The 25,557-nt window shown below is 39.5% G+C and carries 25 protein-coding genes, 2 tRNA genes and 3 rRNA genes; 14 read left to right on the forward strand and 16 right to left on the reverse strand.

Annotation, left to right across the window (positions count from 1 at the left end; all coding sequences use genetic code 11):
- Positions 1-156: 156 nt before the first annotated feature.
- From MJX77_RS08040 to rplM, 5 genes are all read right to left on the reverse strand, one after another.
- On the reverse strand, positions 157-813 hold the full coding sequence (locus tag MJX77_RS08040) for a hypothetical protein (RefSeq protein ID WP_049838418.1): 657 nt from the start codon (positions 811-813) through the stop codon (positions 157-159).
- 17 nt (positions 814-830) lie between these two features.
- The gene (locus MJX77_RS08045) at positions 831-1,265 is read right to left on the reverse strand and encodes a ClpXP protease specificity-enhancing factor (RefSeq protein WP_005299900.1); all 435 of its coding nucleotides are present in this window, start codon (positions 1,263-1,265) and stop codon (positions 831-833) included.
- 6 nt (positions 1,266-1,271) lie between these two features.
- On the reverse strand, positions 1,272-1,925 hold the full coding sequence (locus tag MJX77_RS08050) for a glutathione S-transferase N-terminal domain-containing protein (protein ID WP_151768115.1): 654 nt from the start codon (positions 1,923-1,925) through the stop codon (positions 1,272-1,274).
- A gap of 174 nt (positions 1,926-2,099) precedes the next feature.
- Complete coding sequence (gene rpsI, locus MJX77_RS08055) at positions 2,100-2,486, reverse strand: 30S ribosomal protein S9 (protein ID WP_002048725.1); 387 nt, start codon at positions 2,484-2,486, stop codon at positions 2,100-2,102.
- Between the two features lie 12 nt (positions 2,487-2,498).
- Positions 2,499-2,927: a 50S ribosomal protein L13 gene (gene rplM / locus MJX77_RS08060; RefSeq protein WP_003656097.1), complete on the reverse strand. Its 429-nt coding sequence runs from the start codon at positions 2,925-2,927 to the stop codon at positions 2,499-2,501.
- Positions 2,928-3,100: 173 nt separating this feature from the next.
- On the opposite strand from rplM, the gene pdxA reads away from it, so the two are divergent.
- Genes pdxA through MJX77_RS08075 form a run of 3 tightly spaced genes read left to right on the forward strand, consistent with a single transcriptional unit; the run spans position 3,101 to position 5,760 of the window.
- A complete protein-coding gene (gene pdxA / locus MJX77_RS08065; RefSeq protein WP_252061137.1) occupies positions 3,101-4,084 on the forward strand; it encodes a 4-hydroxythreonine-4-phosphate dehydrogenase PdxA in 984 nt (327 codons plus the stop codon).
- A 23-nt stretch (positions 4,085-4,107) separates the two neighbouring features.
- Positions 4,108-4,920, forward strand: coding sequence for a 16S rRNA (adenine(1518)-N(6)/adenine(1519)-N(6))-dimethyltransferase RsmA (rsmA, locus tag MJX77_RS08070; RefSeq protein WP_004796309.1), 813 nt, complete (start codon positions 4,108-4,110; stop codon positions 4,918-4,920).
- The gene (locus tag MJX77_RS08075) at positions 4,921-5,760 is read left to right on the forward strand and encodes a symmetrical bis(5'-nucleosyl)-tetraphosphatase (protein WP_111856392.1); all 840 of its coding nucleotides are present in this window, start codon (positions 4,921-4,923) and stop codon (positions 5,758-5,760) included.
- A gap of 38 nt (positions 5,761-5,798) precedes the next feature.
- On the opposite strand, the gene MJX77_RS08080 is transcribed toward MJX77_RS08075, so the two are convergent.
- From MJX77_RS08080 to hflX, 4 genes are all read right to left on the reverse strand, one after another.
- Positions 5,799-6,242, reverse strand: a complete 444-nt coding sequence (locus MJX77_RS08080; RefSeq protein WP_004796314.1) for a DUF2147 domain-containing protein — start codon at positions 6,240-6,242, stop codon at positions 5,799-5,801.
- Between the two features lie 82 nt (positions 6,243-6,324).
- The gene (locus MJX77_RS08085; protein ID WP_009388694.1) at positions 6,325-6,999 is read right to left on the reverse strand and encodes an LrgB family protein; all 675 of its coding nucleotides are present in this window, start codon (positions 6,997-6,999) and stop codon (positions 6,325-6,327) included.
- 10 nt (positions 7,000-7,009) lie between these two features.
- The gene (locus MJX77_RS08090; RefSeq protein ID WP_005299915.1) at positions 7,010-7,381 is read right to left on the reverse strand and encodes a hypothetical protein; all 372 of its coding nucleotides are present in this window, start codon (positions 7,379-7,381) and stop codon (positions 7,010-7,012) included.
- A 33-nt stretch (positions 7,382-7,414) separates the two neighbouring features.
- Complete coding sequence (gene hflX, locus MJX77_RS08095) at positions 7,415-8,758, reverse strand: ribosome rescue GTPase HflX (protein ID WP_004796318.1); 1,344 nt, start codon at positions 8,756-8,758, stop codon at positions 7,415-7,417.
- 214 nt (positions 8,759-8,972) lie between these two features.
- Between hflX and MJX77_RS08100 the strand changes: the two genes are divergently transcribed.
- Complete coding sequence (locus MJX77_RS08100) at positions 8,973-9,782, forward strand: lysophospholipid acyltransferase family protein (protein WP_013196820.1); 810 nt, start codon at positions 8,973-8,975, stop codon at positions 9,780-9,782.
- On the opposite strand, the gene MJX77_RS08105 is transcribed toward MJX77_RS08100, so the two are convergent.
- Positions 9,783-11,408 carry a phospholipase D family protein gene (locus MJX77_RS08105; protein WP_252061139.1) on the reverse strand — a complete coding sequence of 542 codons (1,626 nt, stop codon included), beginning with the start codon at positions 11,406-11,408 and terminating at the stop codon, positions 9,783-9,785.
- A 106-nt stretch (positions 11,409-11,514) separates the two neighbouring features.
- On the opposite strand from MJX77_RS08105, the gene MJX77_RS08110 reads away from it, so the two are divergent.
- The gene (locus tag MJX77_RS08110; RefSeq protein WP_252061140.1) at positions 11,515-12,525 is read left to right on the forward strand and encodes a metallophosphoesterase; all 1,011 of its coding nucleotides are present in this window, start codon (positions 11,515-11,517) and stop codon (positions 12,523-12,525) included.
- A 52-nt stretch (positions 12,526-12,577) separates the two neighbouring features.
- On the opposite strand, the gene yfiB is transcribed toward MJX77_RS08110, so the two are convergent.
- The 3 genes from yfiB to yfiR are packed head-to-tail and all read right to left on the reverse strand — an operon-like array spanning position 12,578 to position 14,804.
- On the reverse strand, positions 12,578-13,057 hold the full coding sequence (gene yfiB / locus MJX77_RS08115; RefSeq protein ID WP_004796325.1) for an outer membrane lipoprotein YfiB: 480 nt from the start codon (positions 13,055-13,057) through the stop codon (positions 12,578-12,580).
- Between the two features lie 14 nt (positions 13,058-13,071).
- Complete coding sequence (gene dgcN / locus MJX77_RS08120) at positions 13,072-14,295, reverse strand: diguanylate cyclase DgcN/YfiN (RefSeq protein WP_005065229.1); 1,224 nt, start codon at positions 14,293-14,295, stop codon at positions 13,072-13,074.
- Between the two features lie 5 nt (positions 14,296-14,300).
- Positions 14,301-14,804 carry a regulatory sequestration protein YfiR gene (gene yfiR / locus MJX77_RS08125; RefSeq protein WP_004796328.1) on the reverse strand — a complete coding sequence of 168 codons (504 nt, stop codon included), beginning with the start codon at positions 14,802-14,804 and terminating at the stop codon, positions 14,301-14,303.
- Between the two features lie 541 nt (positions 14,805-15,345).
- On the opposite strand from yfiR, the gene MJX77_RS08130 reads away from it, so the two are divergent.
- The 6 genes from MJX77_RS08130 (at position 15,346) to MJX77_RS19345 (ending at position 21,351) form a co-directional block, all read left to right on the forward strand.
- Positions 15,346-16,883 (forward strand): 16S ribosomal RNA (locus tag MJX77_RS08130).
- Between the two features lie 59 nt (positions 16,884-16,942).
- A tRNA-Ile gene (locus tag MJX77_RS08135) sits at positions 16,943-17,019 on the forward strand.
- Positions 17,020-17,074: 55 nt separating this feature from the next.
- Positions 17,075-17,150, forward strand: a tRNA-Ala gene (locus MJX77_RS08140).
- Between the two features lie 352 nt (positions 17,151-17,502).
- Positions 17,503-20,395 (forward strand): 23S ribosomal RNA (locus tag MJX77_RS08145).
- 179 nt (positions 20,396-20,574) lie between these two features.
- Positions 20,575-20,689: ribosomal RNA gene (rrf, locus tag MJX77_RS08150) — 5S ribosomal RNA — on the forward strand.
- The 16S, 23S and 5S rRNA genes sit together here with 2 tRNA genes alongside, the layout of an rRNA operon.
- Positions 20,690-20,820: 131 nt before the next feature.
- A complete protein-coding gene (locus tag MJX77_RS19345) occupies positions 20,821-21,351 on the forward strand; it encodes an NMCC_0638 family (lipo)protein (RefSeq protein WP_353619245.1) in 531 nt (176 codons plus the stop codon).
- Positions 21,352-21,410: 59 nt separating this feature from the next.
- Here the strand turns inward: MJX77_RS19345 and MJX77_RS08160 are convergent, their stop codons facing one another.
- From MJX77_RS08160 to MJX77_RS08165, 3 genes are all read right to left on the reverse strand, one after another.
- Positions 21,411-22,784, reverse strand: coding sequence for a dihydrolipoyl dehydrogenase (locus tag MJX77_RS08160; protein WP_252061141.1), 1,374 nt, complete (start codon positions 22,782-22,784; stop codon positions 21,411-21,413).
- Between the two features lie 185 nt (positions 22,785-22,969).
- Positions 22,970-23,074 (reverse strand): lipoprotein, encoded by a 105-nt coding sequence (locus tag MJX77_RS19385; RefSeq protein WP_502806540.1) that lies wholly within the window; start codon positions 23,072-23,074, stop codon positions 22,970-22,972.
- 154 nt (positions 23,075-23,228) lie between these two features.
- A complete protein-coding gene (locus tag MJX77_RS08165; RefSeq protein WP_002116083.1) occupies positions 23,229-23,564 on the reverse strand; it encodes a protein tyrosine phosphatase family protein in 336 nt (111 codons plus the stop codon).
- 189 nt (positions 23,565-23,753) lie between these two features.
- Here MJX77_RS08165 and MJX77_RS08170 point away from each other — a divergent pair, with 189 nt between their 5' ends.
- The 3 genes from MJX77_RS08170 to MJX77_RS08180 are packed head-to-tail and all read left to right on the forward strand — an operon-like array spanning position 23,754 to position 25,506.
- Positions 23,754-24,650: an alpha/beta hydrolase gene (locus tag MJX77_RS08170; RefSeq protein ID WP_252061142.1), complete on the forward strand. Its 897-nt coding sequence runs from the start codon at positions 23,754-23,756 to the stop codon at positions 24,648-24,650.
- The gene (gene trxC / locus MJX77_RS08175; RefSeq protein WP_003655112.1) at positions 24,651-25,088 is read left to right on the forward strand and encodes a thioredoxin TrxC; all 438 of its coding nucleotides are present in this window, start codon (positions 24,651-24,653) and stop codon (positions 25,086-25,088) included.
- A 1-nt stretch (position 25,089) separates the two neighbouring features.
- Positions 25,090-25,506 carry an acyl-CoA thioesterase gene (locus MJX77_RS08180; RefSeq protein WP_004789061.1) on the forward strand — a complete coding sequence of 139 codons (417 nt, stop codon included), beginning with the start codon at positions 25,090-25,092 and terminating at the stop codon, positions 25,504-25,506.
- Positions 25,507-25,557: the final 51 nt, after the last annotated feature.

A 25,557-nucleotide genomic window follows, 5' to 3' on the forward strand; every position in this document is an offset into this window, starting at 1 on the left:
TACTTTTGAGACTGCGATGAGGTTTACATTATATATTTTAAAATTTAGTTAAAGTAATTGTAATAGAATATTAATACAATATTGATTAATAAATTATTTTAATTTTAATCAAAAAAGGGGAATAAAAAAATTCCCCTTTTTATAACAATGATTAAACTAAACGAGTTGTGTGTAAATACAATAGAGATAGCCCAAAATTGCTAAAGCAACGACAGGGGCAATAATCTTTGACCATGTAGGTACAGAACTCTCAGTAGCTTGTTCTTCAATATGCAAATCGTCATGATGAGGTTGGGCTTGGTGAACCATTTGGTTGAACTCCTTCATTGTTGTATCCAATGATAGCTCTTCTTGTTCCACAGGTTTAGAACCAATTAACTCATTTAGGTGGTTTGTTGACCAAACCCAATCTTCTGCCTGACCTGATAAATGTTCTACTTGGCCTAAAATTAATTCTTTTAAGCCATTATGCCCAAAACCACCTGTTTCATCGAGTTGGTTAAGTTCTGCTAACTGCAAAGTTAAAATTTCAGAAATACTCTGTTCTAGCTCTGAATTTTTTAAAGCTGACTGATTATGCTTAGACGTTGTTAAATGACGAGCAACTTCTTGAATATAAAGTGGATCTGAAGTTTTGATTTCTTGATAAATCTTATTGTCATCTTGGCGCCATAAACTAATCAGTTTTCCAAGCGTAAGAATATTCACCTCATCAATCAGTTTATTTTTTTCATTAACTGGATATTGATTTAAAAGCTGAGGCTTTTGAATTTTTATCTGCTCAGCAAAGTATTGGACTAAATCAAATGCCATGCTTTCTTCCTCTAAATTTAATCTAAAATTCTTAACGTTGGTTTTTTCTTAGTTGATGTTGTTTCAATTGTTTCTTGTACTTCAGACTCTACTGTATTTTCTACAGGCGCTACATTGGCATATTCTTCAGGATCAAAAAATAAACCTTGTCCATTCTCACGTGCATAAATACCTAGAACAGCTTGAATAGGTACATAAATGTCTTTTGATGCTCCCCCGAAACGAGCAGAAAAAGTAATGGCTTCATTTCCAATAATAAGTTGATGAACAGCATGAGGCACGATATTTAAAACGATTTGGCCATCTTTAACAAATTGCTGTGGAACATCAGTATGTGGCTGTGTCGCATCTACTAATAGATAAGGAGTAAGTTGGTTATCACAAATCCATTCATAGATTGCACGAGCAAGATAAGGACGTGTAGGGGTTAAATCAATAGTTTGCTCAGACATATCACACTATTCCATATTTAATAGTTCATTGTAACGGTTTTTCTCTTGAGCCGTCATTGATTTAGCAAAAGAAGGTCTCTCAAAGATACGTTTACAATACAAAAGTATCGGTCGGCAATGCTGTTTCGGTAAATCGATTCCCATGCTATTTAATCTTAAGAAGATAGGTGCAAGCATACAGTCCAGAATTGTGAAATTTTCAGACATAAAATAAGGAAAATGCTGAAATAGGGGAGTAAGTGAAATTAAAGTTTCACGTAATTCTTTTTGAGCTTTTTGCTTTTGTTCGATATTTAAAGAATCAGCATGTCTTAACATGTGATCTGCTAACTTAAACCAGTCGTTTTCAAGTCTCCAGATATATTGACGCTGCTCTGCACGCATCATTGGAGCATCTGCGTAAAGCTTACTTTGGCGATAACGATCATCTAAATATTCAGCAATAATAGGCGCTGAAAATAATTTAAGATTTTGCTCGACCAACATGGGCAATTGGTTATAAGGATTCAAACTTGCCAAATCTTCGTCTTCATGGTCAGTTATGATCAATTGATATTTGATTTGCTTTTCTGCTAATAGAAAACGAATCCAGTGAGAACGGAAATCATCAGCATGACTGTAAAGGGTAATCCCCTGAATAGAGGTGTTTTCGACCGACATATCACAAGACGACGTGGTTGAGTGAATCGATTAGGATACTAAAAATGCTCTAGGAAATCACGGTTCTAAAGAGATAGTTTGTTTATATTTATAAGTTTGCATTTTATTGTTCGATTTGCATAATAAAAAAGCCTTGGAAAAATCCAAGGCTTTTTGTCCAACTCGATAAACGAATTAACGTTTAGAGAATTGAGGACGCTTACGAGCTTTACGTAAACCAAGTTTCTTACGTTCAACTTCACGAGCATCACGAGTAACGAAACCAGCTTGACGAAGAACAGGTTTTAAAGTTTCGTCAGCAGCGATAAGCGCACGAGTAATACCGTGACGGATCGCGCCAGCTTGACCACCGATACCACCACCTTTAACAGTGATGTAAAGGTCAAACTTTTCAGTAACTTCTAAAAGTTCTAAAGGTTGACGAACAACCATACGAGCAGTTTCACGACCGAAATATTGCTCTAAAGTACGGTTGTTAATAACGAGTTTGCCTGTACCAGCAGACAAGAAAACACGTGCAGTTGCGGTCTTACGGCGACCTGTACCATAATTAGTAGCCATGTGCTGTATCCCTTAGATGTCCAAAACTTGTGGCTGTTGAGCAGCATGCGGATGCTCAGTACCAGCGTACACTTTCATTTTTTTGATCATTGCATAACCAAGAGGACCTTTTGGTAACATGCCTTTAACTGCTTTTTCAAGAACAGCTTCAGGCTTGTGAGCAATTAACTTCTCGAAGTTAGTCTCACGGATACCACCAGGGAAACCAGTATGGCGATAATATTTCTTATCAAGCGCTTTTTTACCAGTCACTTGAACTTGTTCAGCATTAATCACAACGATGTAATCGCCAGTGTCAACGTGAGGAGTATAAGAAGTTTTGTGCTTACCGCGTAAACGACGAGCGATTTCAGTCGCAAGGCGACCTAAAGTTTTGCCAGAAGCATCAACAACATACCAGTCATGTTGAACTTCAGCTGGCTTAGCGCTGAGAGTTTTCATTAAACCACTACCTATTATAGTTGGTTTGGACTATGGAATCTGTCCAAACAAAAGGAGCGAGCATTCTAAACGAGTTTGTTCAAAGTCACAAGAAAAATCCAGTTTAAGCCTGATAATTTAATCCATAAACCGATGAATGTGGGATATGTTAAAATCAAACAAATTTTAGTTATGTGTCTGGGGTGATTGTGCTGCCTTTATATGTCACTTCCGGTGAGCCGGCTGGTATTGGTCCAGATATTTGCTTGAGCTTGGCTCAGCGAGTTGATGAACGTCCTGTTGTTGTTTTGGGTGACCAAAATTTATTAGAACAACGTGCCCAGAAACTAGGGGTAGATATTCAATTTATAGAATATACGGGACAAGCTGAATCATCCTCTTCTGGTGAGCTTTATATAGAGCATGTACCTCTAGAAACGGCAGTTGTTGATGGCCAATTAAATTCAGCTAATGCGGCTTATGTATTAGAACAATTACGCCGTTCAGCTGATTATGCAATGTCTGGCAAAAGTGTCGGAGTAGCTACGGCACCAGTGCAAAAATCGGTCATTAATGATGCAGGCATTTTGTTTAGTGGTCACACTGAATACTATCAAGAATTTGCAGGGGTAGAGCGCGTTGTAATGATGCTTGCAACCAAGACTCTGCGCGTTGCTTTAGCGACTACGCATTTGCCTTTAAGGGATGTTGCCGATGCAATTACCAAAGAGCGTTTACATCAAGTTATCGATATTTTAATACATGATTTAAAAACTAAATTTAAGATTGTTGATCCGCGCATATTGGTATGTGGCTTAAATCCTCATGCGGGGGAAGATGGCTATTTGGGCCGTGAAGAGATTGATACCATTAATCCGGTACTCGAAACTTATCGAGCGCAAGGAATTAAAATGAGCCTAAGCTTGCCTGCGGATACCTTATTTACCCCTGAGCATCTTAAAAATGCTGATGCTGTACTCGCTATGTACCATGATCAAGGTTTACCTGTGTTAAAATCACAAGGGTTTGGTGAGGCCATCAATATTACATTGGGTTTGCCATTCATCCGAACCTCGGTCGATCATGGCACGGCATTGTCGTTGGCTGGGACTGGTTTGGCAAAAAGCTCAAGTTTAAATGTCGCTGTCGATTTAGCGTTATCTTTGGCAGCGAGCTAAATTTTTCATGTTGGAAATGTTATATGTATCAAATTAATGCCCTAAACCCGAAAGATGAAGGGCATAAAGCTCGTAAACGTTTTGGTCAAAACTTCTTACATGATCAGCGAGTCATTGCCAAAATCGTGCGCTCGGTGAATCCGCGTGCGGGTGAAAATGTTGTTGAAATTGGACCTGGTTTGGCTGCTTTAACTTCTCCTTTAATTGGAGAGTGTGATGCATTAACAGTGGTTGAGCTAGATCGTGATTTAGCGGCAGGCTTACCAGAACGCGTTCCACATCCTGAACGTTTAACTATTATCGAAGCTGATGCATTAAAATATGATTTTAATGAACTGGTAAAAGATGGTCGACCATTACGTGTGGTTGGTAATTTACCTTATAACATTTCAACTCCATTACTTTTCCACCTCTTGGAATTTGGCAGTAAAGTTAAAGACATGCACTTTATGCTGCAAAAAGAGGTGGTTGAACGCATTACCGCAGAACCAAACACAAAAGAATATGGACGCTTGTCGGTAATGATTCAGTATTATTGCCAACCTACGTTTTTATTTGAAGTGCCAGCTGGTGCATTTAACCCGCCACCTAAAGTAACAAGTGCTGTTTTCCGCCTTGTTCCATATGAACAAAAACCAATTGTTGCAAAAGATGAAAAAGCTTTAGCTCGTTTGGTTGCTCATGTATTTACCCAACGCCGTAAAACCCTAAGAAATAGTCTAAAAGGTATGATCGCTGAAGATGGTTTTGAAAAAGCAGGCGTTGATCCGATGGCTCGTCCAGAAACGTTAACACTTGCTCAATTTGTTGCTTTAGCCGATCAAATGGTGGCATAAATGACTAAACGTTTTAATTATGTGATTGGCGATGTACAAGGGTGTTTTGAAGCTCTGAAGGCCTTACTTAAAGAAATACGTTTTGATCCAGACCAAGATTTTTTGTGGTTTGCAGGTGATTTGGTCGCTCGTGGCGAAAACTCAGTGGGTGCCTTACGGTTTGTTAAAAAACTTGCTGATCGCGGCGCTGCTGCAACTGTACTCGGAAATCATGATCTGACTTTAGTGGCTGGCGCGCGTGGTTTAAAAGAGATTAAAGAAAAAGATCGTACGCAAGACGTTATTGATGCAATTGATGGCGATGAGTTAATCGACTGGTTGCGGAAACAACCTTTATGTTTATTTCCAAATGAGCACACAATTCTTACTCATGCAGGCATACCTTGCATTTGGGATGCACAAAAAACTGCAACGCTTGCAAAAGAGGTTGAGGCAGTACTCTCTCATCAAGACTTATCTGTATTGGACGCTTTTTTGGCAGAAATGTATGGTTCAAAACCAGATTTGTGGGAAGACGACTTAACGGGTTCAGCTCGTTTACGTTGTATTACTAATTATTTGACCCGCATGCGTTTAACCAACGCAGAAGGGGCTTTAGAGTTCAGTTTTAAAGATGCTCTAGATGCGCCAATGCCAGAGGGTTATTTACCTTGGTTTGAATTTCCGAGCAAAGCGGCGCAAACTCATCAAATCATTTTTGGTCATTGGGCTGCGCTCGAGGGCAGAACTATTAATGATCAGATTCAAAATATTGATGGTGGCTGTGTTTGGGGCAGAAAATTAATGGCTTATCGCCTTGAAGATAAAGAAATCTTTGCTGTTGAAAATCCAGTGATGTAATAAAAAAGCCGCATAAGCGGCTTTTTTATTTTTAACTTTTATTCTACGCGTAACCAAATTTGGTTACGGCCTAATGCTGAAACGCCAAGATATCCACGCATATGAAGACGTTTACCAGTTGCACTGAGTTTTGCTTTAAGCCCGTAAACTTTACCAGTATTAGGATCTAAAATTTTCCCACCTGTATAATTAAGATCATCTGTTTGTTTTAAGCCAGTTGCTATATCCAATCCTATAATTGGTTTATTGGTATACGGCGAAGGGCAATTATCACAAATCTCTTTAGGGGTATAACCTGGGCGTGGTGTAACTTTGATAATCTTTCCGGCATATGTCCCATTTGCTTCTTTTCGTATTTCTACCTGTGCTTTGGGAGCACCAGTTTTATCATCAATTGTTTGCCAAAGGCCTGTAATGTCTGCTGCAAACGTAGCAGTGTTGATCCCCAGTAAGAGCAGAGCTCCAATAAAAATTTTCCCCATGATTAAAAATCCTTTTAACATTGAAAGGTCATCTTATTTCGAATTGATATACCGTTCAATGTTTATTTAATAGGCTTCTTAATTATGGTGTGCCAAGTGACAACATTAATGTAGGCAGCCAAATTGCAGTAAATACGCCATTTAAAGCCATACCAAATGCAGCGTAGCGACCTGCAACAGGTCCACGTTGCCAAGCTTGAGCTGTTCCTATGGCATGTGCAGCTAAACCTAGGGCTAATCCAGATGCTCTTTCATCATGAATATGCTTAAGTAAAAATGGTGAAAAAGCTGCTCCAATAACGCCAGATAAAATAACAATAAGCGTTACCAGGGTTTCAGGAGCATGCAATAACGTTGCGATATTTAAGGCGATGGGGGTAGTCACCGCGCGGGTTGCAAATGCAAGAATGGTAGGTTCCGACATATGTAACAAGTAAGCGAGGCCCATAGGCAAAGCAACGGCGCTAATACTTGCAAAAAGTAAAATACCGATGACCGATTTAATTGGAAGATCATCGTAACGCATTGCAGCTAAAGGAATGGCTAAGGCTACTGTGACATAACCTAATAAATGACCAAATAAGTCATTCACATAAAGGCGATATTGTTCATAAGGAACTTGTAAAACTGAAAGCAACGCAATGACAATGAACATGCCGAAAACTAAAAGTGGAACTTGCGGAAAGCGTCGGTTTAAAGGTTTTGCACATAGATAACCAATAAGTGTGATCAAAAAACCGTAGAAAATCGTAAACATTTTATTCTCCTTATAACCAACGTTTTGCCATTTTTGCATAGACCCACAAAGGTATAAGGGTGCTGACCACTAAAACAAAAAGGAATAGTGGAATTTCTTTACCCATATGCACCAACATAATTAAAGAGCCAGCACAAACAGGTAAAAAAGCAAAACCACTTTCTTTCATGATTTTATTATTCGTATCGACTATTCGAAGAGGGATTTTTTTGAACTTTCTCCAAATAATCAAAACAGTGAGTAAGCTGATTAACCCGACCAGATTACCTAATTCTGGATGACCAAAAGCACGCATGACGATGACAGAGCCTTCACGAAAACCAATAATGAGTAGTAACGTTGCTACCCATGCTGTCCAGTCTATACTTTTGATCTTATCCATATTTTTTATCTCTAAAAGTTTACTTATCGAGTTTTAACTGATCTCGCCCTTGATTTCAAACTCTTCCAATGGTCGCTTAAATTGATTAGCGCGTTCTCCCAAGATTTCTTCTAAGGGTAGTTTTGCTTGACGAATAAGCTTTTCCAGCTTATGTGGTGCAATACGTACATCAATATGTAATAAGCCTGCATCATCGTAGTGTTCAGACTCAATTACATTTAAGGCATAAAGCTGTGTGCGAAATTTGCCATAAGCAGGTTTAAGAATCAGAGAAAACTTTTGAATTTGTCCCATTAAACATTCTTGTACTGCTTTTTGAAGTAACTCTAGACCAAGGCCAGCGTGAGCAGAAACATAAACTCGATCTGGTACATGTGGTTCGGCATAAACAATTTTGGCTTCTTCACCACTCAGGTCAATTTTGTTGTATACCCGAAGTACTGGAGCATCTGCACCAATCTCTTTTAAAACGCTTTCAACTGCTTCAATTTGATCAAGCATGTCATGACTATTACTATCAATAACATGTAGTAAAAGCGTGGCTTCTAGGGTTTCTTCAAGTGTTGCTTTGAATGATTCAATTAAATCGTGCTGTAAGTTTCGTACAAAACCTACCGTATCTGCGAGCACTACAGTACCAATACCATCCCATTCCAAACGACGTAATGTTGGGTCGAGTGTTGCAAATAGTTGATCGGCTGCGTAGACATCACTTTTCGCTAAAATATTAAATAGAGTCGATTTCCCAGCATTGGTATAGCCTACTAACGACACAGTTGGAATAGCTGCCTTTTGTCTTGCAGCACGCCCTTGTATACGGGTTTGATGTACCTTTTCTAATTTATCTTTTAATTGGGCAATACGTACACGAATGAGACGACGATCTGTTTCTAGTTGCGTTTCACCCGGGCCACGTAAGCCAATACCACCTTTTTGTTGCTCAAAGTCGGCTGACCAACCACGAATAAGGCGGGTAGATAAATGTTTAAGCTGTGCAAGTTCGACTTGTAATTTACCTTCATGCGTACGCGCACGTAGTGCAAAAATATCTAAAATTAATCCTGTACGATCAATAACTCGGCATTTTAATATTCTTTCTAAATTTCGTTCTTGAGCGGGTGACAAAGCATGATCAAAAATCACCAGACTTGCTTCTAGTTCCTGAACTCGCTCTGCAATTTCTTCGACTTTTCCTGAACCAATAAAAAATTTAGGATTGGGTTTATTTCGCTGAACCTTAATATGTTCAAGGATATCTGCACCAGCAGACTGTGCAAGTAGAGCAAACTCTTCGGCATCCAGATCATCTAATAATTGTACTGAAACACTCACTAAAATTGTGCGTTCACCGCCTTGATGCCGATCAACATATTCCACGTGGTTGTAAATCCTGAAAATGGGAAAACTTTATTCTAGATGAAACTTATGCAAAAGGGGAAAGCGTTTGTTCTTATCCTTTAGATTAGTTAAATGCTGTTAGAGGTGTCTGAATTTATTTTTTCCCCGTTCTCGATCATCAATGCAAGTTTATTCTGAAACGTATAGAATGCTCGAGATGGGTATAACAATGATTGATCGTTAGTGAAATTTTATGGCTCAAACGCAAAGTATAGTTAATTCAACGTTAAAGAAATTATCAAAAATAGGTTTGTACGGAAAAAAAGTCACTTCGGCTACCGCTGCAATTAGTGAAGGTTTTTATTTAGTTTATCGACACGGCCTTTATAAAGATCCTAATAATCCGGTCAATACACGCTATGTTCAATACTTTTGCCGCCGTTTATGTCAGGTTTTCAACTTGGATGTAGAAGTACACGGAACAATTCCTAGAGAACCTGCTTTATGGGTAAGTAATCATATTTCTTGGCTCGATGTTGCTGTTTTAGGTTCAGGAGCTCGTGTTTTCTTTCTTGCTAAAGCTGAAATTGAAAATTGGCCTATTTTAGGCAATCTAGCTAAAGGTGGTGGAACTTTATTTATTAAGCGTGGATCTGGTGATTCCGTTAAAATTCGTGAGCAGATTACCGAATTCTTAAAACAAAATATTCCTGTGCTGTTTTTTCCTGAAGCGACCACTACAGATGGACATTCTGTTAAGAAAGTACATGGTCGTTTGCTCGGTGCTGCTATTGAGGCTCAACGCCCAGTACAGGTATGTTTAATTTGTTATGTAAACCGTCATGGACAATTAGATACAGTTGCGCCATTCATTGGCGACATGTCATTTGCTGAACATATTCAACGCGTACTTGAAATGCCGAAAGTAACTGCTCATCTATTAACTTTGCCTCCAATTTCAGTGGAAGGGCATGATGTGAAGAGTTTAACGCGTGAAGTTCAAGAAAAAATGGTAGAAGGTTTGGCTCAACTACATCAGAAAGTACTTAAGCCAAAAAATTAATTACATAAAGCCTTCAAGTGGCAGCCATGAAAGAAATTTCATGCCTGCTTTTTGCCACCATTTCATCTCGGGTTCTTGTTTATAAATTAAAGGTCCATTAGGCGTTTCTTGCTGCCAATAAATATGATTATTAGAGTCAAGCTTTAGCTTATAAGCATATTTATTTAAATTTTCATCCATCGTATGGTGAATTGTCTTAGCCAATGACGGACTATCTAAAATTACGCCAATTTCAGTATTCAAATAAGCTGAGCGTGGATCAAAATTAAATGAGCCAATAAAAACCTGTTCATCTAATGCCATCAGTTTAGTATGTAAGCTTGAGCGGCTTAATCCTTTCATGTTTACTTTTGCTTTAGTGGCAAGCTCATCTGTATTTTTATTTAAATCTCTTTTATCTGGTGTAGGTAAAAATTCATAAAGTTGTACGCCGTTTTTAAGCAGTTCTTTACGGTACTTTCCATAAAATGCATGTACAACGGCAACGTCATTCGCTTTAAACGAGTTAGTTAGAACGCGTACTTCCACACCTTCTTTAGCAAGCGTGCTTAAAATTTTAGCGCCTTGTTTTTCAGGAATAAAATAAGCTGAAATTAGATCTACATTACTTTCTGGTTTTTCCAGATGGTTAATTAACTGGAAATTTAAGTGCTCTTCTTTTTTGGCCTTTGATTTGATTTTATCAGGCGAGTCTTTTACGACTTCTGCTTTAACCCAGTCGAATTGAATATTGTGATTTAACCATTTATCAAATGCATGTGATTTTGCAGTTAAATTTAGAAAGTTTTGAACAGTTGCTTGTTGGTAATGAGCTTCGAGTTGCTCTTTTAATCCTTCATAGCGTAAACGGTGCTGCTCTGGACTTACGATACTTTGAACTGAATAGGCGTATTCATGATTCCAGTAGTCATCAAAAGAATTCACAATGTCATCAACCGCAGCACCGACCAACATTACGTCAACATCAGAAAATTGATAGCTATCGCTTACGTTATAATATTGATTAGTCATGTTACGTCCGCCAATAAGAGCAACCTCATTGTCGGCAATAAAACTTTTATTGTGCATGCGACGATTGATACGTTTTAAATCAAGCACCATATCCATCGCACGATATTTGCGGAAACGGTAGGGGTTAAAAAGCTTAACTTCAATATTTTTATGCTGAGAAAGGGCGAGTAAGATCCCTTCCATTTTTTTTGCATTATTGTCATCAATAAGAAGTCGGACTTTTACTCCGCGATCAGCTGCTCGAATGATGGCATGTAAAGCTAAAGCTCCAACTTTGTCATTATCCCAAATGTAATATTGTAAATCTAAAGTCTTTTCGGCTTTATCAATTAATCTTAGGCGGGCTGCTAGAGCCTCCAATGGATCATTTAAGACATGGTAACCCGTTAGCTTGGGATTTTGCTGACGTAAGGGCGTGACAATTTGAGCAAGTGAAGTCTCCGATGTATCGATATCATTTGCATATTCTAATGGTTCGACACCATGTTTTGGCAGAGTACTACATCCTGTCAAACCCACAGCAAAACTAGAACATAGGACTAAAGAAACTTTTATCAAAAAGCTTCTAGCTTGTTGATTCGTTTGAAGCTGTTTGGAATGAGAGGATTGTGCCATAATCAGTACATACGATAACGTGAGCTAGAGTATAATTCGTGCATATTGAAAGATAAATATTGAATTTGATTACTAGCAATCAATAGAAGATAAGTCGAGAGTCGTAATGTGGAATCCAAATTCAATTATTTTTTGTTTTTACTTTATTTTTTCAATACTTGCTCTATGGGGAATTTCTGAGGCTTGGATTCATCAATCTCGGACCGAGACGATTCATCCATTTAAAGCTTTTGTACATTTACTCGCATTTTATCTCTCTTATCTACTTATTCCGCTCTGGTTTTTTAATTTATATGCTGCTTGGATTGGTTACTACTCAATTCACCAAGGTATTTTTATCTTTTTCTTAAGTGGTATTTTAATTTATGCCCGATTTATTGAACCTCATCTAGTCCGTGTCGATACTCATCAATATCGCTTAAATCCAGATCGTAGTTTTAATAAGCCAGTCAAAGTAGCCTTAATTGCAGATTTACATATTGGTTTATTTTCAGGGCATGAACGTCAGCTAAAAACCATAGTTAGAAAATTAAATGAACAGCAACCGGATTTAGTGGTTGTGGCTGGTGACTGGACATATGAACCAGAAGATAGACTAATTGAAGAGTTAAGTGTTTTAAAAGAAATTCAGGCACCTGTTTACTCTGTTCCTGGAAATCATGATGAGCAATATCCTGGCCCACCGATTCAACAATTATTAAAAGATGCTTTATTTTATAATGAAGTTGTTGATATCGAAGGAAAGATTGTTGATTTTGAAGAATTCCGTCTGATTGGTATTGGTGATCTTTGGGCTGGAAAAACCGATATGCGGTCCATGCCAGATTTACCTCAAGACAAACCTTGGTTAATTTTGTCTCATAATCCAGATACAGTCGATATGGTGCCTAAATTACCGAATCGTCCATTAATGTTATCAGGACACACACATGGAGGGCAGGTGGAGCTCCCATGGCTGACTAACTATATTATGAAAAAAGTATCAATTTTAGGTCACAAACGTGGATTTTACTCTCACGAACATGCGGATGTTTTTGTTACCGTTGGCACAGGAATGGTCGGAATTCCTTTACGTTTTAGAGTGCCGCCAACCATTGATATTATTGAGTTAGTTTAAAATAAAAAAGCCAATCACAGAGGATTGGCTTTTTTTTATGAATTAAACTTACTTATGGAATAACGACAATGGCAACACGTCGGTTAATCGCACGATTTTCATTGGTTGTATTTGGAACATAAGGTTGTGTTGAACCACGACCAATTACGTAGATATTTTCTTTTTTAAATCCACGAGCTAAGAAAAGGTTTGCTACACTTTGTGCACGCTCTTCAGATAACTTTTGATTATAAGCAGCATCACCAACATCATCAGTATGACCCACAATTTTCAATTTATTTAGGTCATATTTATTCAATTGATTTGCTAGACGTACTAACTCAGCTTCATGACTTTGTTTTAACTCTGCATTATTAAAGTCAAATAACAAACGTTCTGGTAAACCTAAAGTCCATCCTTCATCGGTAAGAACGAAACCTTCTTTTTTGAGTAATTTTACCTGACGATATTTTAATGGACCAAAACTCAGGCACCCTGCAAGAGTAATGCATAACAATGCAATAAAGGAGAGTTTTAGAGATCTTGTATTCATAGATTAGCCTAAATTTAATTTTCAGGTTTATAAATAAACCAGTGTTCATCCGAATTTTTAGCCTTATACATTGCTTGGTCTGCTTGCATAATGAAATCTTCGGGGCTAGATGCAAATTGTGATAAAGCAATACCTACACTAAAACTGAAGTAAATCGTTTGACCATTCAGATGCAAAGGTTCTTTACAGCTTTCGAGTAAATTTTCAGCAATAGATATTAAATGATCAGCATGACTAATGGAATGCAAAATGACAGCAAATTCGTCGCCGCCTAATCGTGCAATAAAATCTTGATGACGTAGACGGGTTTGCAGACGATTCGCCATTTCTTTTAGAACTTCATCTCCAGCTAAATGGCCGAATTGGTCATTAATTGCTTTGAAGTTGTTGTTATCTATAAATAATAACGCAGACTTGTTATCAAAACCCTTATCTTCAAACATGTCTAAGAGAATCTGATAAAAATAATGTCTATTAGGCAATAAAGTGAGTTGGTCATGGTGAGCCTGAAAGGATAATTTACGATTCTCCTTTTGTAGCTGGTTATCCCATATCTGAATTTCTTCAAGTAATTCATTAAAAACGGTATTTAAATCTTGAAATTCTTTAATTCGATTATAAGGAAAACGAAGATTATAAGCTTTTTGTTCACTTACAATTTGAGCAATATTCGTAAGCGGATAAATAGCCTGCATAATTTGACGATAAGTTAAGTTTACTGACCACCACAAAGCGCAAACAATAAACAACATCGCAATTGCTAGTCCTACCATAATCATTTTGAGGAACTGCAATATTTTTTCGGAACTACCAAAAAGCGTGAGTTCACCTACATTCTGCTCGTGATGATAAATTGTAAGATGAACGGGTTCATTCAAAAACCAATGATCAAACCAGCCCTCTAAAATTGAAGTCTGACTTGATAATTTAAAACTTTGTGCAATTAAATGATGTTCTGAATCATAAATATGAATAGTACGAATTGAATGGTCATTCGTATATTCATTCAAAATCTGCTCAATCGTAATTTTGTCATTAAATACAACTGCAGGCTGAATACGCTCTAGTAACGTATGGCTAAGCAATTGCAAATTTTGTTTGGCGTAAGTTTCCATTGTAAAAACAGAAATCGATACAAACGTAAAAGAGCAGATAAAAAAAGTAATTGCAAAAATAGTAAATTGAGATTTTCTAAATAATGCATGCAATGAAGTGGATTGATACAACTTTGATATCATAATCCTTACTCCGCATTCTTAGCCAAGAGCAATACTCTCGGATCAATATGAACTTTGGAGTGACTTAAAGCATCTAAATTAACTTTAAAGGTAGTGTAATTATTTTGATTATATAAACAAAAGATACTTCCAATTTCGCACTCTGGATTATTAATGCTTAAAGAAAGTAAAGAACGGTAAGGATAGTTCTGAATAAGGCTTTGTTGTTGTTGGGGCGAAGTCGTAGAAAAATAAACGGCCTGACAATGTGACCGAGCAAAATCTTTCGCGTTTACAGTTTGAACACGATAATTATAAGACATTTGCTGGATATAAGATTGAAACGTAGATGTAATAGAGGGATTGTCAATAATGCAAAGAGTAGGAGTGTTTACATTCTCCCACTTACTGTAGCTTAAAATAGATAAAGTAAGCACATAGAAGTTATGTTTTGAATTGGCATAACACGGCCCACTCGTAGCAAACACTACAAGTATGCAAACAAATACTTTTTTAGCGAACTGCCACATGATGAGTTAATGCCAAACTATTGCACGAATAATCTATTCTACATGAAGTTGATAAAGTAAAAAAAGTTTAATATCTCATCTAAAGTTGACTAAAAAGGCTAAAAAATGCTCATGTGGTAATATTAAATTAAAAAAGGGGTTGTCAAAGGAATTTAATGGTCTATAATGCACATCCATCGGCGGTGATGCAGATAAGAACTTGTTGAAAAACAGTTACTTGGAATTAAGTTGGTTACTTTAAGTGATGAATTTGATGAGAAGTTGGTTTTGAGATTAAGTTTTAAAAATATCGAAATTACCTGTTGACTTTTAAGAGATTAAGAGTAATATAGCCGACCTAGCTTGCTGGTGACGAACCAGGAAGAAGATCATTAAGAGAATTGAAGAACAACTTGTGTGGATTTTTACTGATTGATCGATCGAAATATTATCATTGATTGATTGGTTTAAATTACTCGAAGTTTATTTGAGCGAAATTTAAGTCAGAAAATTGATGAGCCAGAATTGGCACCTTGTCTTTAATAAGGTGCAAAATGATTTTTAACTGAAGAGTTTGATCATGGCTCAGATTGAACGCTGGCGGCAGGCTTAACACATGCAAGTCGAGCGGAGAGAGGTAGCTTGCTACTGATCTTAGCGGCGGACGGGTGAGTAATGCTTAGGAATCTGCCTATTAGTGGGGGACAACATTTCGAAAGGAATGCTAATACCGCATACGTCCTACGGGAGAAAGCAGGGGATCTTCGGACCTTGCGCTAATAGATGAGCCTAAGTCGGATTAGCTAGTTGGTGGGGTAAAGGCCTACCAAGGCGACGATCTGTAGCGGGTCTGAGAGGATGATCCGCCACACTGGGACTGAGACACGGCCCAGACTCCTACGGGAGGCAGCAGTGGGGAATATTGGACAATGGGCGGAAGCCTGATCCAGCCATGCCGCGTGTGTGAAGAAGGCCTTATGGTTGTAAAGCACTTTAAGCGAGGAGGAGGCTACTTTAGTTAATACCTAGAGATAGTGGACGTTACTCGCAGAATAAGCACCGGCTAACTCTGTGCCAGCAGCCGCGGTAATACAGAGGGTGCAAGCGTTAATCGGATTTACTGGGCGTAAAGCGCGCGTAGGCGGCTAATTAAGTCAAATGTGAAATCCCCGAGCTTAACTTGGGAATTGCATTCGATACTGGTTAGCTAGAGTGTGGGAGAGGATGGTAGAATTCCAGGTGTAGCGGTGAAATGCGTAGAGATCTGGAGGAATACCGATGGCGAAGGCAGCCATCTGGCCTAACACTGACGCTGAGGTGCGAAAGCATGGGGAGCAAACAGGATTAGATACCCTGGTAGTCCATGCCGTAAACGATGTCTACTAGCCGTTGGGGCCTTTGAGGCTTTAGTGGCGCAGCTAACGCGATAAGTAGACCGCCTGGGGAGTACGGTCGCAAGACTAAAACTCAAATGAATTGACGGGGGCCCGCACAAGCGGTGGAGCATGTGGTTTAATTCGATGCAACGCGAAGAACCTTACCTGGCCTTGACATAGTAAGAACTTTCCAGAGATGGATTGGTGCCTTCGGGAACTTACATACAGGTGCTGCATGGCTGTCGTCAGCTCGTGTCGTGAGATGTTGGGTTAAGTCCCGCAACGAGCGCAACCCTTTTCCTTATTTGCCAGCGAGTAATGTCGGGAACTTTAAGGATACTGCCAGTGACAAACTGGAGGAAGGCGGGGACGACGTCAAGTCATCATGGCCCTTACGGCCAGGGCTACACACGTGCTACAATGGTCGGTACAAAGGGTTGCTACCTAGCGATAGGATGCTAATCTCAAAAAGCCGATCGTAGTCCGGATTGGAGTCTGCAACTCGACTCCATGAAGTCGGAATCGCTAGTAATCGCGGATCAGAATGCCGCGGTGAATACGTTCCCGGGCCTTGTACACACCGCCCGTCACACCATGGGAGTTTGTTGCACCAGAAGTAGCTAGCCTAACTGCAAAGAGGGCGGTTACCACGGTGTGGCCGATGACTGGGGTGAAGTCGTAACAAGGTAGCCGTAGGGGAACCTGCGGCTGGATCACCTCCTTAACGAAAGATTGACGATTGGTAAGAATCCACAACAAGTTGTTCTTCATAGATGTATCTGAGGGTCTGTAGCTCAGTTGGTTAGAGCACACGCTTGATAAGCGTGGGGTCACAAGTTCAAGTCTTGTCAGACCCACCATGACTTTGACTGGTTGAAGTTATAGATAAAAGATACATGACTGATGATGTAAGCTGGGGACTTAGCTTAGTTGGTAGAGCGCCTGCTTTGCACGCAGGAGGTCAGGAGTTCGACTCTCCTAGTCTCCACCAGAACTTAAGAGAAGTTCGGATTACAGAAATTAGTAAATAAAGATTTAGATCTTGGTTTATTAACTTCTGTGATTTAAGTATCACGGTATTAAGCATGACCTGACGAAGGCATGTTTATTCATTAACAGATTGGCAAAATTGAGTCTGAAATAAATTGTTCACTCAAGAGTTTAGATTAAGTAATTAATCTAGATGAATTGAGAACTAGCAAATTAACTGAATCAAGCGTTTTGGTATATGAATTTAGATTGAAGCTGTACAGTGTTTAAGTACACAGACAACAGATAGTAGCGATGAAGAATCGCACGGACAACACTCACTTGTAAGTGTTGACGACTGTTTGGGGTTGTATAGTCAAGTAATTAAGTGCATGTGGTGGATGCCTTGGCAGTCAGAGGCGATGAAAGACGTAATAGCCTGCGATAAGCTCCGGGGAGGCGGCAAATATCCTTTGATCCGGAGATTTCTGAATGGGGGAACCCACCTACTTTAAGGTAGGTATTGCAACATGAATACATAGTGTTGCAAGGCGAACGAGGGGAAGTGAAACATCTCAGTACCCTTAGGAAAAGAAATCAATTGAGATTCCCTTAGTAGCGGCGAGCGAACGGGGATCAGCCCATTAAGTTATGTGTGTTTTAGTGGAACGCTCTGGGAAGTGCGAACGTAGAGGGTGATATTCCCGTACACGAAAGGGCACACATAATGATGACGAGTAGGGCGAGGCACGTGAAACCTTGTCTGAATATGGGGGGACCATCCTCCAAGGCTAAATACTCCTGACTGACCGATAGTGAACCAGTACCGTGAGGGAAAGGCGAAAAGAACCCCTGTGAGGGGAGTGAAATAGATCCTGAAACCGCATGCATACAAGCAGTGGGAGCCGACTTGTTCGGTGACTGCGTACCTTTTGTATAATGGGTCAGCGACTTATATTCAGTAGCGAGGTTAACCGTATAGGGGAGCCGTAGAGAAATCGAGTCTTAATAGGGCGTTTAGTTGCTGGGTATAGACCCGAAACCAGGCGATCTATCCATGAGCAGGTTGAAGGTTGGGTAACACTAACTGGAGGACCGAACCCACTGTCGTTGAAAAGCCAGGGGATGACTTGTGGATAGGGGTGAAAGGCTAATCAAGCCTGGTGATAGCTGGTTCTCCCCGAAAGCTATTTAGGTAGCGCCTCGGACGAATACCATAGGGGGTAGAGCACTGTTTCGGCTAGGGGGTCATCCCGACTTACCAAACCGATGCAAACTCCGAATACCTATGAGTACTATCCGGGAGACAGACTGCGGGTGCTAACGTCCGTAGTCAAGAGGAAAACAATCCAGACCGCCAGCTAAGGCCCCAAAATCATAGTTAAGTGGGAAACGATGTGGGAAGGCATAGACAGCTAGGAGGTTGGCTTAGAAGCAGCCACCCTTTAAAGAAAGCGTAATAGCTCACTAGTCGAGTCGGCCTGCGCGGAAGATGTAACGGGGCTAAAACTATGTGCCGAAGCTGCGGATTTGACTTTTAGTCAAGTGGTAGGGGAGCGTTCTGTAAGCCGATGAAGGTGTATTGAGAAGTATGCTGGAGGTATCAGAAGTGCGAATGCTGACGTGAGTAACGACAAAACGGGTGAAAAACCCGTTCGCCGAAAGACCAAGGGTTCCAGTCCAACGTTAATCGGGGCTGGGTGAGTCGACCCCTAAGGCGAGGCCGAAAGGCGTAGTCGATGGGAAATTGGTTAATATTCCAATACTTCTGTGTAATGCGATGAGAGGACGGAGAAGGTTAAGTCAGCCTGGCGTTGGTTGTCCAGGTGGAAGGAAGTAGGCATGCATCTTAGGCAAATCCGGGGTGCTCTATGCTGAGATCTGATAGCAAGCTGTACTTGTACAGCGAAGTGGCTGATACCATGCTTCCAGGAAAAGTCTCTAAGCTTCAGTTACACAGGAATCGTACCCGAAACCGACACAGGTGGTCAGGTCGAGTAGACCAAGGCGCTTGAGAGAACTCTGCTGAAGGAACTAGGCAAAATGGTACCGTAACTTCGGGAGAAGGTACGCTGCTGACGGTGATGACCCTTGCGGTCTGAGCTATTGGCAGCCACAGAAACCAGGCCGCTGCAACTGTTTATTAAAAACATAGCACTCTGCAAACACGAAAGTGGACGTATAGGGTGTGATGCCTGCCCGGTGCTGGAAGGTTAATTGATGGGGTTAGCGTAAGCGAAGCTCTTGATCGAAGCCCCAGTAAACGGCGGCCGTAACTATAACGGTCCTAAGGTAGCGAAATTCCTTGTCGGGTAAGTTCCGACCTGCACGAATGGCATAATGATGGCGGCGCTGTCTCCAGCAGAGGCTCAGTGAAATCGAAATCGCTGTGAAGATGCAGTGTACCCGCGGCTAGACGGAAAGACCCCGTGAACCTTTACTGCAGCTTGACATTGAACTTTGACCTTACTTGTGTAGGATAGGTGGGAGGCTTTGAAGTTGGAACGCTAGTTCCAATGGAGCCGTCCTTGAAATACCACCCTGGTAATGTTGAGGTTCTAACTCTGCCCCGTAATCCGGGGCGAGGACCATGTCTGGTGGGTAGTTTGACTGGGGCGGTCTCCTCCTAAAGAGTAACGGAGGAGTACGAAGGTGCGCTCAGCGTGGTCGGAAATCACGCGTAGAGTATAAAGGCAAAAGCGCGCTTAACTGCGAGACCCACAAGTCGAGCAGGTACGAAAGTAGGTCTTAGTGATCCGGTGGTTCTGTATGGAAGGGCCATCGCTCAACGGATAAAAGGTACTCTGGGGATAACAGGCTGATACCGCCCAAGAGTTCATATCGACGGCGGTGTTTGGCACCTCGATGTCGGCTCATCTCATCCTGGGGCTGAAGCAGGTCCCAAGGGTATGGCTGTTCGCCATTTAAAGAGGTACGCGAGCTGGGTTTAGAACGTCGTGAGACAGTTCGGTCCCTATCTACCGTGGGCGCTGGAAATTTGAGAGGATCTGCTCCTAGTACGAGAGGACCAGAGTGGACGAACCTCTGGTGTACCGGTTGTGACGCCAGTCGCATCGCCGGGTAGCTATGTTCGGAAGGGATAACCGCTGAAAGCATCTAAGCGGGAAGCCTACCTCAAGATAAGATTTCCCTAGGACTTTATGTCCTCTAAAGAGCCGTTCGAGACTAGGACGTTGATAGGTTGGATGTGGAAGCATAGTGATATGTGAAGCTGACCAATACTAATTGCTCGTGAGGCTTGACTATACAACACCCAAGCAGTTGTATATAAAGCATCAATCGATTCATTAATATGCAAAGCAACTTGATTTAGTTATATGCTTAGCTAAAATGAACAAATAAAGTAAGATTCAATCAGCCCATCTGTAAAGATTTGGAAAACGCATCGGCATATTAAGACCAATGCAAGTATCCATACCAGTTGTGCTGGCGACCATAGCAAGAGTGAACCACCTGATCCCTTCCCGAACTCAGAAGTGAAACCTCTTAGCGCTGATGGTAGTGTGGGGTTTCCCATGTGAGAGTAAGTCATCGCCAGCTCATTATTCTAACACCCCGGTCTCGAAAGAAACCGGGGTGTTTCTTTATGGGAAATTAAATTAATCTATTAATTTTTGAATGAGTTATGGTATAAACCAAATAATTTAAAATGATAAAGAGACTATTAGATAATGAAATTTATCCGATTAAAAATATTTGTCTTAATGCTAGCTATAATATTTGGTAGTAAACTTGTTTATGCTAATGAAGCTGTGGAAAGCTTATTCAGCACAAAAGCTTTTTTAAATATTTGTGTTAGTTCGAGAGGAAACCCAGAAATAATAAATAATCAAGCAAAAAATATGGGTTTTATTCAAATGCCTAATGAGTATGCCGCACAGTTTTTAAAGAATTATGATGGTCGGGCTTGGATGATAAACTCTTCAGAAGGAAAGTTTGTTATTACTCAACTCAATAATGGTGTATGTTCATTATTTATAAATAAAGGAAATCCAGTTGAAATTCAAAAGAATTTAGAAAGTTGGTTACCTCCAAAATCTACTGGTTTAACCTATAAAAAAGAAATGTCTAAAGATAAAAATTTGACTACAACAAATTATATTATTTCTAAAGATGGTAAGGCTTTAGAAACATGGGTATATACTAGTTCATCTGAAAAGAATGCTTCATTAGTTGCGGTTATTTCTCATCAAATGAATTAATGAAAATAATTTAATGTATAGAAGAGCCAGACTTTATTAAGAGAGCTCTTCTAAATGGATTATTTCAACTGTCTGCGAGCATGTTTTAAAGCAGTGCGAAGACCTTCTTCTAGAGTAGGGTGATAGAAAGGCTTCTCTAGAATATCATTTAAAGTCAATTCTTCACCTATTATCCAGCTTAATAAATGAGCCATATGTTCTGTTGCTTCTGTAAATAATTCAGCACCAAGAAGTTTTTGACTTTCTTTATCTATATAAACCTCAATCGCACCTCTGTTTTTCCCAAGAACTATAGCTCTTCCTTGCCGTTCATAAGAGGCTTCACCTGTAATAAAGTCTATACCGTTATCTTTTAATTGCTTATAACTTTGCCCGACGATCGCCATTTCTGGATGACTAAATACAATTCCTAATGGAGTAAGCGTCTTAACTGAATTAACTTGTGGATAATTCAAACAGTTATAAACAACCTTTTTCCCTTCATGTGCTGCCTCATGTTGCAGTGGTGTTGAGGTATAAGCATCACCCACAATAAAAATCGGATATGTATCTAACTGCTTGGTTTTTGCATTTATAGGTAATAACTTAATATCTTTAAAAGAGTTATCAATATTTTCTAGTTTTAAAGTATCAATTAAACTTGTACGGCCTGTTGCTGCTAAAACATATTCAACTTTGAGAGTTTTCTCTGTTTTATTAAGTTGGTAAGTTAATACAACGTTTTCTTCACTGCATTTAACTTCATTTGGTAGAGTTTCGAATAGAATTTTTAACTCTTTGCCTAGCTCTTTTTGTGCAAGTTGTTGAAGCCTAGAACTAGTAAGTACTCCAATTCGTTTACTACGAGCAAAGATTGTAGTTTCTACACCTAAACGATGCATTGATTGAGCAATCTCAAGAGCAATCACACCACTTCCAATGACAGCAATAGATTTAGGCAGTGTTTTTAACTCAAATATTTGATCTGTTGTTATAAGCCGATTACCAAGTTCTTTTTTCCAGGTTTGATCATAATTAGGAGTTGAACCGACAGCGAGAATAAAACTTTTTGATTGGTACTGTTGCCCATTAACTTCTACAGTTTGTGAATCAATAAAATGTGCTTTACCAGAAATTTTATGTTCTGCAGGCCATTGTTCTACATCTTTTAATGTTGCTTGTGTAAAACGATCACGTAAAGTTTGTACGTGCTGCATCACTTGATCTGTATTAATTTTTGCAGATACATCCAAAGCAACCTCTTGAGCATTTTGAATGTCAAACATACGGTTTGCTGTAGAGATGAGGACTTTACTTGGCATGCAACCTACACGAGCACAAGTGGTATCCCATGGTCCATCATTTATAATTAAAATATTATTGGTATGTTTTATGGCTTCTTTATATGCGCTAATACCAGCAGTACCTGCGCCAATGATAATAATATCGAACATTGTCATTAAGCTATTTTAATAGATATTTAGAATATATAGAAAAACCCTGTTGAACAGAGGGTTTGGTTCTAATTATTTAGCTTTAAAATGTAAATTTTTGCATAAAAGGTGTTTTTAAAGTGGTTGAAACAGTTCCATTTTGATTAGTAGACTGACCTTCAATACTTATACCATTAATGACATGCTTAAACTCTTGTGCCCATAGTTACTCCAACTGTAGGTTTAACTTGCGTTGAGGAGCATGCTGTAAGAATTAAACAGCTTAAAAGAGCGAATATAAATTTATTCATAAAAATTAATAAATGATTCAAAAAAGATTTAAATACTTTAGATCAATATTATTTTTAGTTCTGTTGAATTCGTGCAGAGATATGCAAAATAAGTTATCAAAAAACCCTACTTTAAGGAAGAAATAGGGTTTTATGGAATATTAATTTTTTAAAATTAGTCGTCTAATAAATCCATTTGTTTTGCTAATTGATATAGATTATTTGAACGGTTTCCTGTGCGGCAAAACATAAGTACAGGTTTTGGCAACTCGTTGTAATGATTAGCAAAAGTGCGTACATCGAGCTCTGTAATTTGTCCAGCTACAACAGGTTGATAAACATAGTCTAGACCTACTTGGCGTGCTGCTTCTTCAATTTGAGCACTTGTAGGCTGTTCTGGGCCGCCTTCCATATCTGGTCGATTATTGATAATCGATTTAAATCCTTTTTCTACAACTTGGCCAACATGCTCTGGGCCAATTTGACCTGCGAAACCAACATTATCTGACATTTCGTCACTCCAAAATTTAACAAAACCTCTTATGCTGTATCATAGCATTAAGCTTAACCTGAGATACAAGACACTCTTGTGTTGTTCTGACTGAGAAAGTTATGTCTTATAGCTAAGTTATAAATTTTAAAAACGATCATCGCGCTATTTTAAAATTGGTTATTCATATTCTATTGCAACGGAGCACATATGCACGCTTATACGGTTGAGCCTTTATATGTTCCATGTGGTCAGGAAACGATCGCAGCTGATTTTTATATTCCTCAAACAAATAAGAAATCTGCCGTAATTATTATGGCCCATGGTTTTGCTGCGTTGCGTCAATTTAAACTAATTCAATACGCTCAGCGGTTCGCTCAAGCAGGTTATGCTGTTATTTTGTTTGATTATCGATATTGGGGTGGGAGCACTGGCAAGCCTAGAGAAATGGTCTCAATCAATTCCCAATTAGAAGATTGGAAGACCGTTATTCAATATGCTTCGACCTGTAAGCTTGTAGATAACCGAAGGATTGTGCTGTGGGGAACTTCTCTAAGTGGCGGATATGCGCTAAGCCTAGCTTCTGAATTAAAGAATATTCAGGCAATTTTAGTACAAATTCCTTATGTAGATGGCGCTGAAACTGCAAAGCTCTATCCTTTGCAACGTTATCCTCAAGCATTGAAGTTATCGAGTCAGGATTATATGGGATCAAAAATGGGGCTTAATCCAAAGCGGTTGCCTGTGGTTGATCAACATAATTTATGCTTTATGCCTACAGCAGATAGTTATTATGGCTATCTATCGATTGTAAATCCTGACTATTATTGGAGCGGGGAAGTCCCAGCTCGTGTCTTTTTTAATTTGATGCGATACCGTCCAATTCAGGTTGTACGTCAGATTAATATTCCGGTTTTATTTATTGCAGCCCAAAAAGATTCACTTATTCCTATTGAGTCCAGTCGCGAAGCTGCGACAAATATTGCACCTTTTGTGAGTTATCATGAGTGGGATATGAAACATTTTGATATCTATCACGGTTCATGGTTTGAAAAAGCAGTGATAACCCAATTAGAATTTTTACATCAGCATATAGGAGTGATGTAAATGATTATTGTATGTGCATCGTGTGGTGCTAAAAACCGAGTTCCAGAAGAAAAACTTCCTGAGCAACCAAGCTGTGGGCAATGTCATCAGCCATTACTACCGCTTGCGCCTATTGAACTAAATGAGCAAAATTTTAGTAACTACATCACGAATAGTGATTTACCTATTCTCATAGACTTATGGGCAGAATGGTGCGGACCCTGTAAAATGATGGCTCCACATTTTGCGCAGGTCGCAAAACAGAATCCAGGCGTTATTTTTGCCAAGATTGATACCGAAGAATCTCCTCGCTTGAGCCAAGCTTTTCATGTGAGAAGTATTCCGACACTTGTCTTAATGAATAAAACGACAGAGGTCGCGCGTATTAGCGGTGCATTACGTGCGCCTGAATTGCAGCAGTGGCTCGATCAACAACTTCAAACGAATTTCGGGAGCTAAGGTGTCAGAAGCTTATACCAAACCAGAAGGAATTTTATCCTTACAAACGATTGCCATGCCAGCAGATACAAACTGGAGTGGTGATGTGTTTGGTGGATGGATTGTGTCACAAATGGACTTGGCTGGAGCAATTCACGCAGAACGTTTCAGTCGTGGCCGTTGTGCTACGATTTCCATTAATCAAATGACCTTTTTGGTTCCGGTAAAGGTTGGCTTTGTCATTAGCTGCTATACCAAAATCTTAAAAGTTGGAAATACTTCTATTCAGATGCAAATTGAAGTTTGGGATAGTCATGATGACTCTCGTGAGCCAATACGTATTACTGAAGGAGTCTTTACCTTTGTAGCAGTGGATGTAAAAGGTAATAAGCGTCAAATACCCGAAGAAGCAAGACAAAAGTTTTTAGATACTCAATAAAACGTATAAAGCCTGAATATCAGTATTCAGGCTTTAATTCTTAATTTAGAT

The sequence above is a fragment of the Acinetobacter sp. AHP123 genome (genome assembly GCF_023757925.1).
GTDB classification, from domain to species: Bacteria; Pseudomonadota; Gammaproteobacteria; order Pseudomonadales; family Moraxellaceae; genus Acinetobacter; species Acinetobacter oleivorans.

Coding starts and splice junctions, on each gene's coding strand:
- MJX77_RS08080 (WP_004796314.1), bottom strand. CDS start 6,242: ATGGGGAAAATTTTTATTGGAGCTCTGCTCTTACTGGGGATCAACACT.
- MJX77_RS08100 (WP_013196820.1), top strand. CDS start 8,973: ATGGCTCAAACGCAAAGTATAGTTAATTCAACGTTAAAGAAATTATCA.
- MJX77_RS08160 (WP_252061141.1), bottom strand. CDS start 22,784: ATGTTCGATATTATTATCATTGGCGCAGGTACTGCTGGTATTAGCGCA.
- dgcN (WP_005065229.1), bottom strand. CDS start 14,295: ATGATATCAAAGTTGTATCAATCCACTTCATTGCATGCATTATTTAGA.
- trxC (WP_003655112.1), top strand. CDS start 24,651: ATGATTATTGTATGTGCATCGTGTGGTGCTAAAAACCGAGTTCCAGAA.
- rsmA (WP_004796309.1), top strand. CDS start 4,108: ATGTATCAAATTAATGCCCTAAACCCGAAAGATGAAGGGCATAAAGCT.
- MJX77_RS08045 (WP_005299900.1), bottom strand. CDS start 1,265: ATGTCTGAGCAAACTATTGATTTAACCCCTACACGTCCTTATCTTGCT.
- MJX77_RS08110 (WP_252061140.1), top strand. CDS start 11,515: ATGTGGAATCCAAATTCAATTATTTTTTGTTTTTACTTTATTTTTTCA.
- MJX77_RS08040 (WP_049838418.1), bottom strand. CDS start 813: ATGGCATTTGATTTAGTCCAATACTTTGCTGAGCAGATAAAAATTCAA.
- MJX77_RS08165 (WP_002116083.1), bottom strand. CDS start 23,564: ATGTCAGATAATGTTGGTTTCGCAGGTCAAATTGGCCCAGAGCATGTT.
- MJX77_RS08090 (WP_005299915.1), bottom strand. CDS start 7,381: ATGGATAAGATCAAAAGTATAGACTGGACAGCATGGGTAGCAACGTTA.
- MJX77_RS08085 (WP_009388694.1), bottom strand. CDS start 6,999: ATGTTTACGATTTTCTACGGTTTTTTGATCACACTTATTGGTTATCTA.
- MJX77_RS08050 (WP_151768115.1), bottom strand. CDS start 1,925: ATGTCGGTCGAAAACACCTCTATTCAGGGGATTACCCTTTACAGTCAT.
- rpsI (WP_002048725.1), bottom strand. CDS start 2,486: ATGGCTACTAATTATGGTACAGGTCGCCGTAAGACCGCAACTGCACGT.
- yfiR (WP_004796328.1), bottom strand. CDS start 14,804: ATGTGGCAGTTCGCTAAAAAAGTATTTGTTTGCATACTTGTAGTGTTT.
- MJX77_RS08170 (WP_252061142.1), top strand. CDS start 23,754: ATGCACGCTTATACGGTTGAGCCTTTATATGTTCCATGTGGTCAGGAA.
- rplM (WP_003656097.1), bottom strand. CDS start 2,927: ATGAAAACTCTCAGCGCTAAGCCAGCTGAAGTTCAACATGACTGGTAT.
- yfiB (WP_004796325.1), bottom strand. CDS start 13,057: ATGAATACAAGATCTCTAAAACTCTCCTTTATTGCATTGTTATGCATT.
- MJX77_RS19345 (WP_353619245.1), top strand. CDS start 20,821: ATGAAATTTATCCGATTAAAAATATTTGTCTTAATGCTAGCTATAATA.
- MJX77_RS08105 (WP_252061139.1), bottom strand. CDS start 11,408: ATGGCACAATCCTCTCATTCCAAACAGCTTCAAACGAATCAACAAGCT.
- MJX77_RS08075 (WP_111856392.1), top strand. CDS start 4,921: ATGACTAAACGTTTTAATTATGTGATTGGCGATGTACAAGGGTGTTTT.
- MJX77_RS19385 (WP_502806540.1), bottom strand. CDS start 23,074: ATGAATAAATTTATATTCGCTCTTTTAAGCTGTTTAATTCTTACAGCA.